This is a genomic window from Leptolyngbya sp. AS-A5 (assembly GCF_039962495.1).
Classification (GTDB): domain Bacteria; phylum Cyanobacteriota; class Cyanobacteriia; order Leptolyngbyales; family Leptolyngbyaceae; genus Leptolyngbya.
Window position 1 is genome coordinate 1 of the sequence record NZ_JAMPLL010000005.1, and the last position, 15,235, is coordinate 15,235.

Consider the following 15,235-nt stretch of genomic DNA (forward strand, 5'->3'; position numbering starts at 1 on the left):
GCAAAAGAGTTCTTCTAGACTAGACATGAGGGCAAATTGGGCGGGATTTTTAGCAATTTCAGCCTATCGAGTTTGCCCCTTTCTTGTCCCATTCCTTATCCCGAACTCAGGTTACGCTACTTTCGAGATTGCGCCTAACACTGGCAGAAGCATGAACTTCAACACGCTATCCTTCGATGGACGGCGCTCGCCCACGGGTTCTCAATTAGTTCAAGTTCGCTCCAGCAGAGACAACTATGCAGCAGTCTTAGCAACCTTTTCCCTGCCAGTGAGCGACGTTTTCTATCCACTATCGCTTGCCTTTACAGGAACAGACTTTCAGAACTTGACTACTTCCGTTAGCTTTAGAATCTATGGATACAACGCAACTGCTGGAGCCGGAACACTCAGATTTGACAATGTAGTGTTGGATGGCACAACTCAAGCAGCAACCCCTGTTCCTTTTGGTTTTACTCCAATTTGGGGAATTGCTGCAAATGGAGTCGTGTTTGGATTGCGAAAACTGAGAAATAAACAGATGAGAAGTGGTTCCCAGAGCAGCGTTAAAGCTTAGACCCAGTTTTTGATGTGTTTGAATGTCGCGATCGTCTTGTCGATCGCAACATCCCTAATACCCGCCCAACTTACCGCGCCGCTTAGTTTCCCGTTCTGACCAGCGAAAGAGAAGAAGTCCGATCGCGAAATAAACCGCTCCATTCAAAAACGCGGCTCCTAATGCAACCCAATCTAACCCCGCCTGCCGCGCCATCAAATCTCGAATGACTCCTGCACCTGTCGTCATCGGAATCAAATATCCCAAATAGCGCTGCACTCCTGTCCAAGTCTCAGTCGGAATGGTCAACACAAACAGAAGCGAGAAGTTGAGAATTCCGGCAATTTGTTGAACGGTTTTAAAGATCAGCGTTAGGCTACCGATCGCAAACGCGAGACCGTATGCGCCGAGAACCACAGTGATCAATGGCAAAATCAACAGGGGCGAAAATGTCAGCCATCGTCCAGTCAGCGCCATGATAATTAGTAGTACGAACGCAATTAAAATCAATTGAAAAACCAGATCAGAAACGGCTCTTAACAAAATAATTCTTCTAACCTTGAACGGTGAGATGAATAGCTGCTCTAATGTTCCAACTTGTGCTTCTCGCTGCAAAGTGGAATTAATGCCGTTCATTATAAAAATAATCAGCGACCACAGAATATATCCCACAATTACAGCATCTAAGCGATCGCCAAATCGAACATTTCCCCCCGCAATATATCCAACGCTGAGAAATAATCCGTAAAACGTCACGGTCAATGCAACAATGCCACCAAAAAGCTCATGGGCATAGCGTTTATACTGAATCCAACTCCACTTAAGCTGGGCAACGAATAACTCAAACATTTACTTATTTACCAATTTCAGAAACACATCGACCAAATTTGCTTGATCTTTTTCCAACCGCACGATCAAGAACGGCTTCAAAATCTCCAGCGCGTGATACAGCAATTCAATTTGACGAACATAAACCGTTTTGCCTTCAATCACCGCATCGATCGCGCTTAATTTACTGATGCGATCGTCGTCTAGTTCCTGCTCCAATTCAATTCGATATGAATCGCCAGAAAACTGCTGAATGAGTGTCTCGGTTCTTTCTTGTGCGACAATTTCGCCTTCCTTGATAATTGCAACGCGATCGGACAATTCTTCAGCAATATCTAGCTGATGTGTGGTTAATAAAATTGCTCGTTCTTCTGCGGCAATCTCTCGCACTAAGCGCTTCACGGTTTGAGTCGCTTCTACATCTAGCCCCAAAGTCGGCTCATCCAGCAGAAGTAACTGCGGTTCGTGAATTAATGCAACCGCAATCGCCAGCTTTTGCTGCATTCCGCGTGAGAGGCTCTGAACGATCGTTGTTCGCTTCGGCATCAGTTCAAATCGCTCTAGTAAAGCCTTGGCTCTCTGACGCGCCACATACCCGCTTAATCCCCGCAATACTCCGAAATACTCTAAATTCTCTTCTGGAGTCAGTCGCCAGTAGACATTTCGATTGCCTTCGAGAACGGCTCCGACGGATTTAAGCGCGATCGATTGACGATGCGGATCTCGTCCAGCAATTTTGACCTGTCCGCGATCGGGCAGAATCAATCCTGCAATCATTTTGATCGTGGTCGTTTTTCCTGCTCCGTTTGCGCCCAGAAACGCCAAGACTTCACCCGCACCGATATTGAATGAGACATTTCTTACAGCTTCAACGGTCTTTCCGCCGCTTTGATACGTCTTTTGTAATTGCTCAACTTCTAGAACTTGCATCAACTTGCACACGCAACACGCTTGTCTTCATCATGACAGACTGATTCCTCTGTCCGTGGTCTATTGCTGACCTACCCATTTCTGAGTATATTAAAATTTGTAAATTTAGGCTTGATTAAATATAACGGAAGTGATGAAGCTTCCGAATCAAAGCGTATAAGTGCTGTAGCTACTATTTACTCTCTCGAAGGGGCAGTGTTTATGACTGTATCTGTACTTTCCTCCACAGCGGATGATCAGTTGATCGAAGCGTTTTTTCAACAATCCGAAGGGCAATGGCGATCGGAGCGTCGCTACTACACCTTGCCCGATGGTGAAGTGAAAGAAATGATCAGCATGATCACGATTCGCTTTTTACCGCAGGGAGCGCCCGAACTGGTCGAACTGGCTCATCTGCATGGACTCGAAGACGAAACCGCTATGACCTGCGGTGCAGCCGTCACCTGGGATAGCGAAAACACCGTTTCCGGGCGGACAGAATCGAAAGGCTCGACGTTATTTGGCGTGATTGGCTCAGTCTTATACCGCGATCGCGGATTCGCAACCACGAAACCCATCACCGCAGGCTTCTACTTCACCAATTCTGATACGCTCTGCCTCAGAACCGAATACAAAGGCTCGGTGTTTGAAGAAGAACTTAAGCTGATTGGCAGTAAATACCGCACTCGACAAACGATCATTTCCCGCGCTGGCGAACAGCAAATGATCGGACAATACATCGAAAAGCGCATCGCTTAAGGCGTTTACCAAGGTGGGAAAAATTTTTCTCACCTTTTTTGTTGGCAAGCTGCATAAAGCGCGATCGTTCCTCCTACTGAGTGAGTGTAGAGGATGAAACACCTCACAACACACACTCAAGCAAGGAAACTGATTATGAAACTCGTTCAATTCTCTGGCGCTTTGGTTCTCGCTTCGACTCTGTTTACTGGAATGATGCCTGCTCGCGCAAACGATGCTCTGTTCGGCAAATTGGCAGACAAAATTCAATGCAGCACGGCGGATGTTGGATTGGGTAACAACACACAGAACAACATTCAAAGCAATAGTTCTTCCCGGCAATCCTCAAGCTCTAACATCAACAACGCTTGGGGTAACGCCTCGAATAGCCAATCGAGCAGAAGAAATCAGAATGCGGGTGGGGGTGGCTCAGTTAGCGTATTTGGATTGGTCAGCGTTGGCGGTTCGGGCGGTTCACAAAGTAGCCAGCAAAGTCAATCGAGTCGCTCCAGCGCTTACGGGCGCAACAGTAGCGCTCAAAATTCGAGTCGCTCTAGCAATTCTTCGTTTAGCGATCGCAGTTCGTCCACCGTCGTTGTCGGTGAGGTGAAAGACTGCGATTCCAATAACGCTGCTGCCGCATCAGTCATTACAACGCTCGATAGCAACCGGACGGCTGAAAAAATGAACGCGGACAACAACCGGACTGCCATTGAGTTGTTCAACTCCCAACGCCGAGCAGGTCAAGTCAACAACCTGATTCAATGGTATACACCGCAGCGCTAATCAAATTGATTTGAACTCAGGGCTGAGGGGTGCGGGATGCGCCCCTTTTTTGGGATCGTTCTACTAGAACACAGCGAGACCGATTGATAGGAGATTGCTACGATCGCGAACGGACTTCTCAAGGTCGATCGAAGTCCGACGGAGGACGGAAGCGCTCAACCGGGACATCTTGCAGCGCTTGAGACATGAAATCACGCCAAATTGGAGCCACAAACGTGCCTCCCGTTGCCCCACCTCCCAGAGTTGTATAGTCATCATTCCCGACCCAAACGGCAGTCGAAAGCTGAGGCACATAGCCAACAAACCAGATATCACGCTCGGATGACGTGGTTCCGGTTTTACCTGCGGCGGGACGACCAATCTGCGCGGCAGTGGCAGTTCCGCGTGTGATCACTCCTTGAAGCGTATCGTTGGTTGCAGCAGATGCCCAGGGATCAAGCACCAGTCTCGGTTTCGGCGTGTTATCTAAGAGGACGTTGCCGCTACTATCAGTCACTTGTGCAATTAAAGTCGCTTCTGAGTACCACCCGTTATTTGCGAAGGCAGCGTAAGAGCTTGCCATTTCTAGCGGAGTCAGGTCAACGGCTCCCAAGGGCAGCGAAATCACGGGGTTAATCGGGCTTTTGATTCCAATGCTGCGACAAATTTCGACAATTTTATTAAGACCGATTTCTTGCCCAAGCTTCACGGCGGGAACGTTGCGAGATTGCTCTAGAGCCCGTCTTAGGGTCATGGCACCCCCGAAGCTACGATCGTAGTTCTGGGGGTAGTACATATCATAGCCATCGGGATATCCCACAGGCGCATCGAGGATGGTGGAATCTGGCGCGTACTTGCCGGACGCATAAGCCGCATAGTACACAAAAGGCTTAAACGCTGATCCCGGTTGCCGCAACGCTTGAATCGCGCGGTTGAACTGGCTCTTCTTTGCATTGACACCGCCGACCATCGCTTTCACAAACTGTGTCTGGGGATCAACGGCAACGATCGACATCTGATCCGCGCCGACTCCTTGAGCATTAAGCGAGGCAAGCGATCGACGTGCTGTGTCTTCAGCGATGCGCTGCATTCGAGAATCGATCGTCGTTTGAATCCGCATTCCACCCTTGAGGACTGCATCTCGCCCGAATTTGCGCGTCAGTTCTTGCACCACCGCATCGGTGACATACGGCATTTGACTGGTCTGGAACGAGGTAATTTTTCCGAGCTTGATCGGATATTTGCGGGCGGCAGCTTCTTCGGATGCTGTGATCCAACCAAGTTCTCGCATTCGATTCAGCACATCGGCTTGCCGCGCTTTTGCCGCCTTCATGTCCGCAAAGGGGCTGAGGGCTTCGGGCGATTGAATCAGCCCTGCCATCATTGCCGATTCTGCCAAATTCAGACTGGCTGCATCTTTGTTGAAATAGCTTCTGGCGGCGGTCTGCGCTCCATAGGTGTTGTGCCCCCAATAGACCTGATTCAGATACATCTCAAGAATCTGGTCTTTTTTGAAAATCTGCTCGATTCTTAGCGCTAAGACGGCTTCCGCAACTTTTCGACTAAGGGCACGCTCCGGCGACAGAAATAGGTTCTTCACAAGCTGCATCGTCACCGTAGAACCGCCCTCAACGGTGCGCCCGGATGTGAAGTTTGCTACCCCTGCCCGTGCGATCGCCCCTGCATTAACCCCGCTATGCGAATAAAAATAGCTGTCTTCGATCGCGATTACTGCCCGTTTGAGATGCGGAGAAATGCTGTTGAGCGGCACGACTTCCCGGTTTGCTTCACCGTGAATACTGGCGAGCTTTTTGCCTTTTATGTCGTAGATATGCGTCGTTTCGCTGGGTTTAAAGGCACGCAGCGATCGTACATCCGGCAAATTACGAAAACTAATCGCGAGTCCGACAAGACCGCCTGCAACGACTGAACTTGACAGCATCGTAATCGCCAGCAGCGTTCCGCCCGTCACTTTGCCCACCGACTGGAAAAATTCCTTTGTGGTTTCGGGTTGTTGCTGCTGCTGCTTTTGTCTAAGGGTATTGGACGACACGGCAAACTCTCTTTCAGTTAAAGAATCAGTTAAAGAAGTAGGGCATGAGAAAGGATTCAGAGATTGGAAGAAAATTCCGTCAGACCTTGAATCGTTGAGACAATTTCCGAGATGAGGTGAAACAACTTTAGTAGGATAATTGAGACTCAGGCAAATGGAGCAAATCGATCGAGCAATATCGTCTAGTCGTGTGGATTCGATTTAGGTCAAAATAAGAAGCCGTTGTTTAGACTGTTGATTTTTCTCAAAAGTATAAAGTATGCCTCATTCTCTTGACTGGCTGTTTCGGGGTACGACCGAGATTTTCCCGGATCAGCCAGATTCGGCTCAGCCGACTGAAAATTTACGGGTGCGCTTGGAGAAGAGCAACCGCCCATTGCGGATTAAGTTTGGCATTGATCCGACGGGAACTGATATTCATTTGGGCCATAGTACCATTTACCGCAAGTTGCGGCAGTTTCAGGATGCTGGACATACAGCGGTGCTATTGATTGGAGATTTTACCGCGAGAATCGGTGATCCGACAGGGAAATCCGAGGTGCGGAAGCAATTGACCGAAGAGGAGGTGAAGGCAAATGCCGCAACTTATCTGAAGCAGTTGCACCCGATTCTGGATTTTGAGACACCAGGGCGGTTAGAGATACGCTACAACTCGGAATGGCTCTCTAAGCTGGATTTGAGCAAGATTCTCGAATTGCTGGCAACGATGACGGTCGGGCAAATGCTGGCGAAAGAAGGCTTTGCAGAGCGCTACAAGCAAGGAAGCGCGATTTATCTGCACGAATTTTTATACCCGTTGATGCAGGGCTACGATTCGGTGGCGCTAGAAGCCGATGTCGAACTCGGCGGAACCGATCAGAAGTTCAATCTCGCCGTTGGACGGGATTTGCAGCGTCATTTTGGGCAGACTCCGCAGTTTGGATTGCTGATGCCGATTTTGCCGGGGTTAGATGGCGTTCAGAAAATGTCTAAGTCTCTGGGGAACTATGTCGGATTGTCGGAAGATCCGCTCAGTATGTACTCGAAATTAGAGAAAGTTCCAGACAACGCGATCAAGCAATATTTTGAGCTTCTGACCGATTTACCGCTCGATCAACTGCCGGAGAAACCTCGCGATCGTCAAAAACTTCTGGCGCTGGATGTGGTGAGCCACTATCACGGCAAAGAACGCGCTCTTGAAGCTCAAAGCGCAGCGCTGAATCTGGTTCAAGGTGGGGGAACCGAGAGCGATTCGGTGCCAGAGTTTTCGCTGTCTGGGGTGCAATTTCCGGCGAAACTGTTTTATCTCGTGAGTGCGGCGGGTCTGTGTAAAAGCAGCTCCGAAGCGCGGCGACAGATTCAAGGCGGAGCGGTGAAACTGGAGGGTGAAAAAATGAGTGAGGTCGATCGTTTGTTTGAGTCACCAGAAGCGCTGAGTGGAAAAGTGCTTCAGCTTGGTAAAAGTAAGTTTGTGCGGTTTGTGCCATGAACGATCGCATCATTGTTCCGTTAGATGTGCCGTCGGAAGCAGCCGCGATCGCGCTCATCGATAAGCTGCCTCAAGTTACCTTTTGGAAAGTCGGCTTAGAACTATTTGTCAGCAGTGGATCGAATATTTTGACGATTCTGAAGCAGCGTCAGAAACGAATTTTTCTCGATCTGAAGTTCCACGACATTCCGAATACAGTTGCGGGCGCTTGTGCGGCGGCGGCTCGATTTGGTGTGGATTTGATTACGATTCATGCGACTGCCGGGAAAACCGCATTAGAGCAGGCACAACGAGCGATCGAGTCAAATACTCTAGAGGGTGCTACGCCGTCGAAGCTGATCGCAATTACGGTGCTAACGAGTTTATCGGCGCGATCGCTTGCGTTTGAGTTGAAGATTCCGCTCGAACTACCCGAATATGCGTTAGAAATGGCGCTTTTGGCAAAAGAAAGCGGGTTATCAGGGGCAGTTTGTTCGCCGCAGGAAGTCGCGCAACTGCGGCAGGTTTGCGGCGATGAGTTTGTGTTGGTGTGTCCGGGAGTGCGTCCGACTTGGGCGGCAGCGGGAGATCAGCAGCGAATTATGACTCCGAAGCAGGCAATTGCGGCGGGCGCAACGTATTTGGTGATTGGGCGACCGATTACGGCAGCGGATGATCCGGTAGGGGCGTTCGATCGAATTTGTGAGGAACTTGCAGGATGAAAATTGTTCTACGGACTCCTAATGGCGACGTATATCAAAATAACCTGATTTCTCCTGGCGGTGTTGACCTTATGGGTGAGACAGCCGGGACTTTAAAGCAATTTATTTCAAGCGTAAGGGGGATGATTCTGTTTCGCGCTGCCTGGTAGCCTACCCCTTAATATTGGTAGTCTTAGCTACCATTTGATATTAAGGAGAAGATTTATGGTTAACAATACAAGCGACTCGTCTAATCGTGTTAACAGAGATACCTACGATCGTGGAATTGTTCCAGCCGAAACAGCCGCCCGCAAGGAGCGCGAAGGTGAGCAATTCAAAACAACACCGACCGAAGCACGAGAAGCGAGTGCAGCAACTGATGATCAAACCGATGAAGGCAGCATCAAAATGACGGATGGGTATACCGTTGATCAAGAAGGCTTGCTGAACAACTATGCCATTGAGCCAGAGATGTACTACGAAGTGCCGGGAGATGCGCGGCAAGCTGAAGAGGAGGCAAAGGCAGAGCGGGCTGAAGAACTGTACGACATCAATCAAGATGAAGCAGGAGCTTTAACGATGGATGCTGACCAGCGCGGAAAAGGATCAGGGATAATCTAATCCTGGGAACTTCTGCAATGCAGATTCTCGTCGATCGTGGTTCAAACTACGATCGACATTTTATTTCTAAAGTCTCTGAATAACGATGCAGCGAATTATTGCTCTTGGTGTTGCGATCGCCACTCTCCTGCCAATTTCTCCGGCTCATGCGGCGCGTGTTGCCTGCCCGACCGAAGTTGAACCGATGATAAAAGCAATGCTGCCGGCTCTGCCTGGATATGCCAATCGCATTGCTGCTCGATCGCGCCTTGGCACCATTCGTTCACCGAGAAGCTCAGTCCTGCTAGCCGGACGACCTGAATTTGAGCCGTTACCGCTTAACAGCGATCGACCCGTTGATCCCACACTCAAACAAGCCTTTATCACAACGTTAGGACGTGAATTTGTCAGCGGTAAAGGAGTCGAGCTGCAACAATTTCACTGGCTATTTCTCACCCGCACTCCAGAAGGTTGGCAACTAGCGCTGATGTTTACTCGAATTGGCACGACTATCCCCAGTCAGCCGATCACTCCGCCCAGGGAAAGCCGTGACGGAGTAATTGGGCAAGCGGTTCAACTGTGGCTACGGGATTGCAATGCTCAAGGAATTCGAGTCCGCAGTGAGTGAGCGACGAACTTCTAAAGCCTCTTGCTGCGTTGATATCCAGTTCGATGCTGATTGAATAGAGCGGTAATGCAACGTCTCATACCGAATCAATTTGTTAATGCGACGGATCCTTCGCCCCCTAAATCCCCCAGTATGGGGGATTTTGAGAATCCGAAACAGATTTGGCTTGCAGTCCCCCACTCGTGGGGGATTTAGGGGGTTTCCAAGATCTGTAGCACTCAAAAATTAATTTGGTATCAAGAGACAATCTTTGCTTGGCAATGAGGACAGTAATACAATCGCCGTCCTGCAAGGATTTCTTTCACAATCAAGGTTCCACAGACAAAGCAGGGGCGCTTCTCTCGATTAAACACAGAATGCCGATAGTCACTTCGCTTTTGTCCTTGGGCTTTTAATTGCATTGCAAGGGTTAAATCATTGGTGATGCCCTTGGTTTGATAAGACTGCTGTGTGACGGTTAGAACAGCTTGTGCTAGTGCATGAATTTGATGGTCAGAACAATCGATCGATCGCAACATCGGATACACTCGCGCTACGAATAGAATCTCACTGCGAAGATAGTTTCCCAATCCACCAAGGAAATGCTGATCTAACAATAAAATCGGTAACTGTCTACGATAAAACCGCTTGTCTCGAAACCTTGCTTCAACCTGTTCGACAGTCACTGCTTCGTCTAACACATCTAATTCAATCCGACTCAAGAATGGATGCGTCGCTAACTCGGATTGTTGTAATACATCAATCTCAGAAGCACTGTATAGCAATGCAGATTTCTGAGCATTGTGAATAGCTAACCGTAACTGTCGATTTGTTTGTGGATAAGAATGAGGTTGGCGCACATACCAGCGACCATAAAGCTGATTGTGGCTGTAGAGATAAAGCTGATTGCTAAAGCAAATCACCATGCCTTTGCCGCGAGTCCGCACCGCCGTTACACACTGCCCGATCAACTGAGATTCGTAGGGTTTTAATCGCTCAAACGCAAAGAAGATTTCTGTCACTCGTCGATCGACCAGTGCTGCTGCAATTTGGTCAGCCGAGATGCGAATTTCAGGGCCTTCAGGCATTGGGGTGCGCTAGATTAGAGGTATGTTAGAACTACATTGTCACACAACTTACTCAGACGGAATGCTGAGTCCGACCGAACTCGTAGGGATGGCGATCGAGTCCGGTGTGCGTGCGCTTGCGATTACCGATCATGATACGGTTTCCGGGTTGGATGAAGCGATTGCGGCGGCTCCTCCCGAACTCGAAATCGTTCCCGGTCTAGAATTAAGCACCGTTTGGCGCGATCGCTCTCTGCATATTTTGGGCTTTTATCCAGATCGCGATCGTCTCGTTCCCCCGTTGAGCGAACGCCTCGAAGGACGAAAACGCCGCGCTCAAGAGATGATCGATAAACTCGCAGCACTGGGATATGAAATTGAGCTTCCCTCGATGGGTGAAGGCATGGCTCCGGGTCGTCCGCATATTGCCTCTGCCCTGGTGAGAGCGGGTCATGTGGAATCGACGCGAGAAGCCTTCGATCGATTCTTAGCCGACGATCGCCCCGCCTTTGTGCAATACGAGAAATTTAGCGCGATCGCAGGCATTCAATTGCTGCGTGAGTGTGGTGCAGTTCCGATTTGGGCACATCCGTTTCTATTTCGAGGCGCACCTGTCAAAGAGGTTCTACCGCAACTGGTCGAAGCGGGATTGATGGGGCTGGAAGTCTATCATCCAAGCCATACACTTTGGCAAGCAGAACGGCTGAAAGAAATGTGCGCTCAGTACGGATTGTTGATGAGCGGGGGCAGTGATTTTCACGGCATTCCGGCGGATAGCAAGCCGGATGAATATCGATCGCTCAATAGCTTAAAGGTGTCGATCGATCTCCTTGAGCCGATCAAGCAGGCAGCGAACCACCTTAGGGGCTGAAAATTCTCAGGTTTCTCCGGATAAGTTCTAGAAGACTCGAATACGGTGATTGGTAGATGCACCCTGATGATTTAACCTTCGATGTTAAAGTCGGAGGTTTTTTGTGTTTCTGAAAGTTCTCTGCATCATCTGCATTAATAGTTGCGACCGGAAATTCTGATAGAAACCCGTGATCGCACGTCAGTTTCCTTTGGGATGATCTTTTGCCACCTGTGCGACTCGTTGAGAAATCTCTGGATTGTAAAGTCTCAGATAGTTCCAATAGTTGCCTAACACAGATTTCACATATCCTCTCGTTTCAGAATAAGGAATCGCTTCGACAAATTCATCTGGATCTTGTGATTTCGCTTTACTCACCCATCCTGCCACTGCACCGGGCCCGGCATTGTAGCTAGCTACTGCTAACATCGAATTATTGTCGTACTGCAAGTGCGTATAGTCTAGATACCAGGTTCCAAACTTGATATTCGTTTCAGGGTCAGCAAGTTTGAACTGCTTAACTTTAATGTTATTGGCGATGTATTCGCCTGTTTCGGGCATCACTTGCATCAGCCCAACCGCTCCTACGCTGGATTTGATGTCTGGTTCAAAGCGCGATTCTTGTCGAATCAAAGCCGTTACCAACATCGGATTAAGTTGGCGCTGCTGTGACCAGTTCTCGATCGTGTCTACGTAAGGGAACGGATACAGCGCTTGCCAGTACCCGATCTGCTTTCTTAGCTCCTGATACTTCGCTTTATCTTCCGGTTTTTCACGATCGCGCAAACTCCCGACCATATAAAGCCCGTCGAGATTTTCCCCAACGCCCAACCGCATTACGCCATCGGTGAATTGTTCTGCGATCGACGGCTGTACCCGATTCTGAAATTCGATCTGCCAATGTGACCAAGCATCGCGCTCTTGACCGAGTTGATAGAGTTCTTTGAGGGCAGGTGAACCTGCTGGAAGTTCTGGACGAGCGAGCGGCTTTTGCACTTGGGGATTCATTGATCGCACCGTGTTAAAGTCGCCCACATTCCAACCGAGCATCGCTGCCGATCGCCATGCGTAATAGGACTCTGAATGTTCGCTCAGGACTTTTTGAAACAGTTTTGCTGCTTGATCATTGTTGCCGATTCGTTGCGCCCATTTTCCTGCCCAAAACCCCGCTTCTGCTGCAATCTCACTGGTGGGATTGTGGGTTAACACAGGTTCTGCCCACTGTTTTGCAAGCTTGAGGTTTCCAGTTTTGGCGCTGCGTTGAGCATAGTCCCAGCGCATCTCAGCAGCAGCCTCCGAATTGGCATATTGAGTCAGAACCAACTGCCGCATTTGTGCAGCCGTTTTCGCACTGTTCATCTTGTCGAGCAGCTTTGACTTTTCTACTAAAGCTTCTGGCGCACGATCGGGGAAGTTTTGAATCACTTGATCGAGATACGCGATCGCAGTGGGGGGAGTGTCGGCTAATGCGGCTAATCGCGTCAACGCTAACCCTGCCTCTGGAGAGTTGGGAAACTGCTGCACCATTTGACGATAGCGTTCGATGGCTCCTGGCCTGCCGCTTAGATGCAGCCCTCGCGCCGATCGATATGCGGTCAGTGGAGTTTGAGGAGCGCGAGCATACGCGATCGCACCTTTATCATAAACTTGGTTCTCCCAGTAACCGAATGCGATCGCTTCCCAGTCTTGTGGCTGTAACTGAGTGCCATACTGCGAAACGAGTTTATCCAGTAGCTCAGTGTATCCATTGCTGCTTGTGCCGTATTTGGCAACAATCAACAGTAAGGGAAGCTGCTTCGGATTTTGCTTGAGGCGAGTTTTAGCGATCTCGATCGATCTTGGATGCGATGGAAATTGGGCTAAAGCTTGATCCCAATATTGGGAATTTTTGCGCCCTAAAGTAAAGAGTGCTTCTGCCGTGGCGGGTTCTTTCGGAAACTGTTTAACGATCGCTTGTAAGGTCTGCGCCGCTTCTTTCTGCTTGCCTGTAACTTCATACGCTTGGGCGCGTTTCATCCCAATTTGCGCCGCTAAAACTGGATAGCTTTTCTCTAGATCCTTCAGTTGCTCTAGTGCTTTTTCACCTTGACCTTGAGCAATCAAATCGGTTGCCAACAAATATCGAGCACGATCGCGCTCTAAAGTCGAACTGGCGCTTTGTGTCGCCTGCTTGAGCGCCCCGGCTCGCTCCGTCGCCGATTTTGCCACCAATGGGCTAATTAACCGGCTCGGAGTTCCAACGCCACCCGATTCGGGAGCTGTCACAGACTGTAGCGAATTTACAACATTCGAGGGCACTTGCGAGACTTGCTGAAGTTTTTCGATCGGGATCAACGCACCCGCCACGATGCCGATCACTCCAACTCCAGTTGCTAGCACTAACCAAAACTTCCGCGCTTGAAACAGTGGCTTTCGCATTGGAGAATCCAGAAAGAAGGGGCAATTTGACGCAAACTGTAAGCAGTTATAGCAAAGTTTTAATGATTCTGAAGCAATCAATTCAGCGAGGAGTGCGGAGATAGGGGCAAAGCCACATCATCTTTTGCAAAGGGAATAACGCCACACTCCAGAAAATCGCTTCTCACTCCCGGCTCCCGACTCCCCACTTTATGATCGATACTGGAAAACAGACGTTAGAACCCACTCTTAAGGGCGATTGGCATGAATTTAACAGTCACGGGAACTCCCCTACTTGAATGGTCAGGTGATGGCCTAGCGATCGGGCTATTTGAAGGCGCAGAATTGTCGAGCGATGTGGCAGCGCTTGACCAAAAATTATCCGGTGCGATCACAGAATTAATCGCAGATGCTGAGTTCAAAGGGAAATCCGGCAGTACGGCATTGACTCGAATCGCAGGCAGCCCGATTCGGAAACTTCTCTTGGTGGGATTAGGTAAACCAGAGGCGTTCAATGGCGAGGCATTGCGGCGATCGGGTGCTGCGGTTGCCAAGTTAGCCAAGCGCGAACGCTGCAAAACGCTCGGTGTGAGCTTGCCGCTCTGCAACGATGATGCGGCGACAACTACGCAAGCGATCGTTGAAGGCATCGAACTGGGGCTTTACAAAGATGTGCGCTTTAAGTCAGAACCCGACGAAAACGGCAAGATCGACGCGATCGAGCTGCTTGGTTTAGCCGGACAAGAAGCGGCAATCGAAAAGGCGCGTCAAATCTGCTCTGGTGTATTTCTAGCGCGTGAACTGGTAGCGGCTCCAGCAAATTACGTCACTCCGGTCACCATGGCAGAAACCGCGCTGGCGATCGCGAATGAACACGGCTTAGAGATTCAAATTCTCGAAAAAGAAGATTGCGAAAAGCTGGGGATGGGAGCTTTTCTGGGTGTCGCTCAAGCGTCTGACCTGCCGCCGAAGTTCATTCACATCACTTACAAACCGCAAGGAACCCCGCGCAAGAAAGTGGCGATCATTGGTAAAGGTCTCACGTTCGATTCCGGTGGCTTGAATATCAAAGGTGCAGGGAGTGGCATCGAAATGATGAAGACCGACATGGGTGGCGCGGGTGCAACCTTTGGAGCCGTTAAAGCGATCGCGCAACTGAAACCTGATGTCGAGGTGCATTTTATCTCGGCAGTGACGGAAAACATGATCAGTGGTCGGGCGATTCACCCCGGAGATATTCTCACGGCATCGAACGGCAAGACGATCGAAATCAATAACACCGATGCGGAGGGACGCTTAACGCTCGCGGATGCGTTGGTTTATACAGAGAAATTAGGAGTGGATGCGATCGTCGATCTAGCGACTCTTACCGGAGCTTGTGTGATTGCGTTGGGTGATAACATTGCGGGCTTGTGGAGTCCCAACGATGAACTTGCCGATCAACTCCTGAAAGCGAGTGAGCAATCGGGCGAAAAACTTTGGCGGATGCCGATGGAAGAAAAATACTTTGAAAGTATGAAGTCGGGCATTGCGGACATGAAAAACACCGGAGCGCGGGCAGGTGGTGCAATTTCAGCAGCACTGTTTCTCAAGCAGTATGTCAAAGAGACTCCTTGGGCGCACCTAGATGTGGCAGGCCCAGTTTGGACAGATAAAGAGAATGGCTACAACGGGGCAGGCGCAACGGGTTACGGTGTCAGGCTGCTGGTAGATTGGGTGCTGAGTTAGGTTTAAAGATCTG

13 protein-coding genes and 1 pseudogene are annotated in these 15,235 nt (G+C 49.7%); 9 read left to right on the forward strand and 5 right to left on the reverse strand.

Annotation, left to right across the window (positions count from 1 at the left end; all coding sequences use genetic code 11):
* Positions 1-553 (forward strand): annotated as a pseudogene (locus NC980_RS08265) (hypothetical protein); the annotation flags it as partial.
* A 54-nt stretch (positions 554-607) separates the two neighbouring features.
* Here the strand turns inward: NC980_RS08265 and NC980_RS08270 are convergent.
* On the reverse strand, positions 608-1,381 hold the full coding sequence (locus NC980_RS08270; RefSeq protein ID WP_190375380.1) for an ABC-2 family transporter protein: 774 nt from the start codon (positions 1,379-1,381) through the stop codon (positions 608-610).
* Complete coding sequence (locus NC980_RS08275; RefSeq protein ID WP_190375381.1) at positions 1,382-2,290, reverse strand: ABC transporter ATP-binding protein; 909 nt, start codon at positions 2,288-2,290, stop codon at positions 1,382-1,384. It abuts the gene before it with no gap.
* 201 nt (positions 2,291-2,491) lie between these two features.
* Between NC980_RS08275 and NC980_RS08280 the strand changes: the two genes are divergently transcribed.
* Positions 2,492-3,028, forward strand: coding sequence for a phycobiliprotein lyase (locus tag NC980_RS08280; RefSeq protein ID WP_190375382.1), 537 nt, complete (start codon positions 2,492-2,494; stop codon positions 3,026-3,028).
* A 135-nt stretch (positions 3,029-3,163) separates the two neighbouring features.
* The gene (locus NC980_RS08285) at positions 3,164-3,793 is read left to right on the forward strand and encodes a hypothetical protein (RefSeq protein WP_190375383.1); all 630 of its coding nucleotides are present in this window, start codon (positions 3,164-3,166) and stop codon (positions 3,791-3,793) included.
* A 118-nt stretch (positions 3,794-3,911) separates the two neighbouring features.
* Here NC980_RS08285 and NC980_RS08290 read toward each other — a convergent pair whose 3' ends face one another.
* Positions 3,912-5,825 (reverse strand): PBP1A family penicillin-binding protein, encoded by a 1,914-nt coding sequence (locus NC980_RS08290; RefSeq protein WP_190375384.1) that lies wholly within the window; start codon positions 5,823-5,825, stop codon positions 3,912-3,914.
* Positions 5,826-6,084: 259 nt separating this feature from the next.
* Between NC980_RS08290 and tyrS the strand changes: the two genes are divergently transcribed.
* The 4 genes from tyrS (at position 6,085) to NC980_RS08310 (ending at position 9,201) form a co-directional block, all read left to right on the forward strand.
* On the forward strand, positions 6,085-7,293 hold the full coding sequence (gene tyrS / locus NC980_RS08295; RefSeq protein WP_190375385.1) for a tyrosine--tRNA ligase: 1,209 nt from the start codon (positions 6,085-6,087) through the stop codon (positions 7,291-7,293).
* Positions 7,290-7,994, forward strand: coding sequence for an orotidine-5'-phosphate decarboxylase (gene pyrF, locus NC980_RS08300; protein WP_190375386.1), 705 nt, complete (start codon positions 7,290-7,292; stop codon positions 7,992-7,994). Before tyrS ends, pyrF begins: the two co-directional genes overlap by 4 nt.
* Before the next feature lie 204 nt (positions 7,995-8,198).
* Entirely contained in the window at positions 8,199-8,594 is a 396-nt protein-coding gene (locus NC980_RS08305) for a hypothetical protein (protein ID WP_190375387.1), read from the forward strand.
* 85 nt (positions 8,595-8,679) lie between these two features.
* The gene (locus NC980_RS08310) at positions 8,680-9,201 is read left to right on the forward strand and encodes a hypothetical protein (protein WP_190375388.1); all 522 of its coding nucleotides are present in this window, start codon (positions 8,680-8,682) and stop codon (positions 9,199-9,201) included.
* Between the two features lie 236 nt (positions 9,202-9,437).
* Here NC980_RS08310 and nei read toward each other — a convergent pair whose 3' ends face one another.
* Positions 9,438-10,268, reverse strand: coding sequence for an endonuclease VIII (gene nei, locus NC980_RS08315; protein ID WP_190375389.1), 831 nt, complete (start codon positions 10,266-10,268; stop codon positions 9,438-9,440).
* A gap of 22 nt (positions 10,269-10,290) precedes the next feature.
* Between nei and NC980_RS08320 the strand changes: the two genes are divergently transcribed.
* Positions 10,291-11,118: a PHP domain-containing protein gene (locus NC980_RS08320; RefSeq protein ID WP_190375390.1), complete on the forward strand. Its 828-nt coding sequence runs from the start codon at positions 10,291-10,293 to the stop codon at positions 11,116-11,118.
* A 180-nt stretch (positions 11,119-11,298) separates the two neighbouring features.
* On the opposite strand, the gene NC980_RS08325 is transcribed toward NC980_RS08320, so the two are convergent.
* Positions 11,299-13,515 (reverse strand): transglycosylase SLT domain-containing protein, encoded by a 2,217-nt coding sequence (locus NC980_RS08325; RefSeq protein ID WP_190375391.1) that lies wholly within the window; start codon positions 13,513-13,515, stop codon positions 11,299-11,301.
* A 243-nt stretch (positions 13,516-13,758) separates the two neighbouring features.
* Between NC980_RS08325 and NC980_RS08330 the strand changes: the two genes are divergently transcribed.
* Entirely contained in the window at positions 13,759-15,222 is a 1,464-nt protein-coding gene (locus NC980_RS08330) for a leucyl aminopeptidase (protein ID WP_190375392.1), read from the forward strand.
* Positions 15,223-15,235 lie beyond the last annotated feature (13 nt).

Coding starts and splice junctions, on each gene's coding strand:
- NC980_RS08280 (WP_190375382.1), top strand. CDS start 2,492: ATGACTGTATCTGTACTTTCCTCCACAGCGGATGATCAGTTGATCGAA.
- nei (WP_190375389.1), bottom strand. CDS start 10,268: ATGCCTGAAGGCCCTGAAATTCGCATCTCGGCTGACCAAATTGCAGCA.
- tyrS (WP_190375385.1), top strand. CDS start 6,085: ATGCCTCATTCTCTTGACTGGCTGTTTCGGGGTACGACCGAGATTTTC.
- NC980_RS08285 (WP_190375383.1), top strand. CDS start 3,164: ATGAAACTCGTTCAATTCTCTGGCGCTTTGGTTCTCGCTTCGACTCTG.
- NC980_RS08270 (WP_190375380.1), bottom strand. CDS start 1,381: ATGTTTGAGTTATTCGTTGCCCAGCTTAAGTGGAGTTGGATTCAGTAT.
- NC980_RS08320 (WP_190375390.1), top strand. CDS start 10,291: ATGTTAGAACTACATTGTCACACAACTTACTCAGACGGAATGCTGAGT.
- NC980_RS08310 (WP_190375388.1), top strand. CDS start 8,680: ATGCAGCGAATTATTGCTCTTGGTGTTGCGATCGCCACTCTCCTGCCA.
- NC980_RS08305 (WP_190375387.1), top strand. CDS start 8,199: ATGGTTAACAATACAAGCGACTCGTCTAATCGTGTTAACAGAGATACC.
- NC980_RS08325 (WP_190375391.1), bottom strand. CDS start 13,515: ATGCGAAAGCCACTGTTTCAAGCGCGGAAGTTTTGGTTAGTGCTAGCA.
- NC980_RS08330 (WP_190375392.1), top strand. CDS start 13,759: ATGAATTTAACAGTCACGGGAACTCCCCTACTTGAATGGTCAGGTGAT.
- pyrF (WP_190375386.1), top strand. CDS start 7,290: ATGAACGATCGCATCATTGTTCCGTTAGATGTGCCGTCGGAAGCAGCC.
- NC980_RS08275 (WP_190375381.1), bottom strand. CDS start 2,290: ATGCAAGTTCTAGAAGTTGAGCAATTACAAAAGACGTATCAAAGCGGC.